At 64.4% G+C, this 3501-nt stretch carries 3 protein-coding genes; 1 reads left to right on the top strand and 2 read right to left on the bottom strand.

What is annotated here, in order from left to right:
• The coding region (locus NKJ06_RS34940; RefSeq protein WP_352812469.1) for a histidine ammonia-lyase at window positions 1-1167 on the bottom strand (1167 nt) is incomplete at its 3' end.
• Window positions 1164-2399, bottom strand: coding sequence for an imidazolonepropionase (gene hutI / locus NKJ06_RS34935; RefSeq protein ID WP_352635293.1), 1236 nt, complete (start codon window positions 2397-2399; stop codon window positions 1164-1166). The genes NKJ06_RS34940 and hutI, both read right to left, overlap by 4 nt.
• A 98-nt stretch (window positions 2400-2497) precedes the next feature.
• On the opposite strand from hutI, the gene NKJ06_RS34930 reads away from it, so the two are divergent.
• Window positions 2498-3501: formimidoylglutamate deiminase (locus NKJ06_RS34930; protein ID WP_352812467.1), on the top strand; the 1004-nt coding region annotated here is incomplete at its 3' end.

The raw sequence follows: 3501 nt of genomic DNA, 5'->3' as shown, positions 1-3501 counted from the left end.
CGCCGCTGTCACCTGCGGGAGCATGAAGCCGGAGTGCAGGCCGGGCGTCGGCGGCAGGAAGGCCGGCATGCCCGACAATGCCGGGTCGACCAGCATGGCAATGCGGCGTTCCGACAAAGAACCGATTTCGCAAACTGCGAGCGCGATCATATCGGCGGCGAAAGCCACCGGCTCGGCGTGGAAATTGCCACCGGACAGTGCAGTGTCATCCTCGGCGAAGATCAGCGGATTGTCGGTGACGCCATTGGCCTCGGTGCCCAGCGTGTCGGCGGCCTGGCGCAGGACGGTGAGTGCCGCACCCATGACCTGCGGCTGGCAGCGCAAGCAATACGGATCCTGCACGCGTTCGTCGCCCACCCGGTGCGATTCACGGATGGCGCTGCCGGCCATCAGATTGCGCAGCGCGTCCGCCGTTTCGATCTGGCCGCGATGCTTTCTCAACACATGGATGCGTGGGTCGAAGGGGGCATCGGAGCCTTTTGCCGCGTCGGTCGACAAAGCGCCGGCGACCAGCGCCGACTGGTAGAGCACCTCGGCTTCGAACAGGGCGGCCAGCGCATAGGCCGTCGAGAACTGCGTGCCGTTGAGCAGCGCCAGACCTTCCTTGGCGCCCAATGTCACCGGCTCCAGCCCATGCGAGACAAAGGCGACCTTGGCGGGAAAGCGGCCATGCGGGGTGAAGCATTCGCCAACGCCGATCATCACCGCCGTCATGTGCGAGAGCGGGGCAAGGTCGCCGGAGGCGCCGACGGAGCCTTGCGCCGGCACCACAGGGATGACGTCGTTGGCCAGCATCGCTTCCAGCAATTCGATGGTCTGCGGCTGCACGCCGGACGCGCCCTGCGCCAGGCTGGCCAGCTTCAGCGCCATCATCAGCCGGCAGACGGCTGATGGCATCGGCTCGCCGACGCCGGCAGCGTGCGACAGCACGATGTTGCGCTGCAAGGTCTCGAGATCCTCAGCGGGAATGCGGACGCTGGCCAGTTTGCCGAAGCCGGTGTTGATGCCGTAGACCGGCTCGCCCTTGGCGACGATCCTGGCAACAGCCTCGGCACTCGCCTTGATTTTCGACCGGCAGGCATCGTCCAGCTTCGGCACGGCGCCACGGTAGATGGCGCGCCAGTCGGCCAGCGTCGCATTGCCGGGCTTCAGGTTCAGTTCGGTCATTGTCCTCTCCAGATGCGGGCATGCAGCGGGTTGAAGCCCATGCGGTAAACGAGTTCGGCGGGGCGCTCGATGTTCCAGATCGCGAGATCGGCGGATTTTCCGGCTTCGATCGTGCCGGTTTGACCCAGCAAACCAAGCGCGCGGGCGGCCTCGCGGGTGATGCCGGCAAGGCATTCGTCGACGGTCAGGCCAAACAAGGTCGCCGCCATGTTCATGGTGAGAAGCAGCGAGGTCAGCGGCGAGGTGCCGGGATTGTTGTCGGTGGCGACAGCCATCCTGACGCCGTGCTGGCGAAACAGGCTGATCGGCGGCTTCTTTGTTTCGCGAATGAAGTAGTAGGCGCCGGGCAGGATCGTCGCCACGGTCCCCGCCTTGGCCATCGCCGCCGCACCCGCCTCATCGGTGTATTCGAGATGATCGGCCGACAGCGCGCCATAGCGGGCAGCGAGTTCGGCGCCATGCAGGTTGGACAGTTGGTCGGCATGAAGCTTGACCGGCAGGCCGGCGGCCTTGGCGGCGTCGAAGACGCGCGCCATCTGGTCCGGTGAAAAGGCAATGCCCTCGCAAAAGCCGTCGACCGCATCGGCCAATCCCTCGGCGGCAACCGCCGGGAGAATCTCTTTTGCGACCAGATCGATAAAGGCGTCCTTGTCGCCCTTGGCTTCCGGCGGCAGCGCATGGGCGCCGAGGAAGGTCGTGCGGATCGTCACCGGCCGCTCACCGCCCAGCCGGCGTGCGGCACGCAACGATTTCTGCTCGTTTTCGAGGTCGAGCCCGTAGCCCGACTTTACTTCCACTGACGTCACGCCTTCGGCGATCAGCGCGTCGAGGCGGGGCAGCGATTGCGCAACCAACTCGCTCTCGCTGGCGGCGCGCAGCGACTTGACCGAGGAGACGATGCCGCCGCCGGCCCTGGCGACCTCTTCATAGGTGGCGCCGGCCAGCCGCATCTCGAACTCGTTGGCGCGGTTGCCGGCATGGACCAGATGGGTGTGGCAATCGATCAGGCCGGGCGTGATCCAGCGGCCCTCGCAATCGATTGTCTCGGCACCCTTGGCAAATGCTGTGGGCATCTCCGATTCGGGACCGGCATAGACAATGCGGCCGTCACGCGCAGCGATCGCGCCATGTTCGACGACGCCAAGTCCGGCCGCGTTTTCGGCCAACGTCGCCAAGCGCGCATTGCGCCAGATGCGAACCGCCCCTGCCCGGCTTTCACTCTCTGCAGCCATCATCTTTTCCGTTTCAATTGGTGACAATTATGTATATACATATTGAAACGCACCGCAAGTGCCATCATCGCATGAGAGACAGAGAACCGGAGAGAAAAGTGACTGATATCTTCGCGGAACAGGCGCTCCTCCCCAATGGCTGGCACGACGATGTGCGGCTCACCTTGGCCGATGGACGCATCACAGCCGTCGAACTTGGCGCCGCAGCGGCAGCCAGCGACGAACGTCACGCGATCCTGCTGCCCGGCATGCCCAACCTGCACAGCCACGCCTTCCAGCGCGGCATGGCCGGCCTTGCCGAACTTCGCGGCCCCTCCGCCGACAGTTTCTGGAGCTGGCGCGAGGTGATGTACCGTTTCGCCCTGTCGATGACGCCCGATCAGGTCGAGGCGGTTGCAGCACAACTCTATGTCGAGATGTTGGAGGCCGGATTTTCGCGCGTCGGTGAATTTCACTACCTGCATCACGACCGGGATGGAAAACCCTACGCCAACCTCGCCGAGATGGCCGAGCGCATCGCGGCCGCGGCCGGCGAAACAGGTATCGGCCTGACGCTGCTGCCGGTGTTTTATGCCCACTCGTCTTTCGGCGGTGCGGCTCCGAACGAAGGCCAGCGGCGATTCATCAACGATGTGAACCGGTTCTCGCGGCTTGTTGAGAAATGCCGCGAATCGGTTCGCGCTTTGAATCAGGCTGTCGTCGGCGTTGCTCCGCACAGTTTGCGCGCGGCGACACCGGAAGAACTCAATTCGGTCGCAGCGATTGCGCCGGACGGGCCGATCCACATCCACGTCGCCGAGCAGGTGAAGGAAGTCGAGGACTGCCTGGCCTGGTCGGGGGCGCGGCCGGTCGAATTTCTGCTTGGCCATGCCGAGGTCGACCAACGCTGGTGCCTGATCCACGCCACGCATATGACCGATGCGGAAACGATCGGCATGGCCAAGAGCGGCGCTATTGCCGGTCTCTGCCCGATCACCGAGGCCAATCTCGGCGACGGCATTTTTGCCGCGCCGCTGTTCATAGAACATGGCGGCCGCTTCGGGATCGGTTCCGATTTCAACGTTCTGATCGGGCTGCCAGACGAATTGCGCCAGCTCGAATA

It is taken from the genome of Mesorhizobium sp. M0293 (assembly GCF_040321735.1).
Taxonomy (GTDB): domain Bacteria; phylum Pseudomonadota; class Alphaproteobacteria; order Rhizobiales; family Rhizobiaceae; genus Mesorhizobium.
This window is presented reverse-complemented; position numbering and strand designations above follow the sequence as displayed.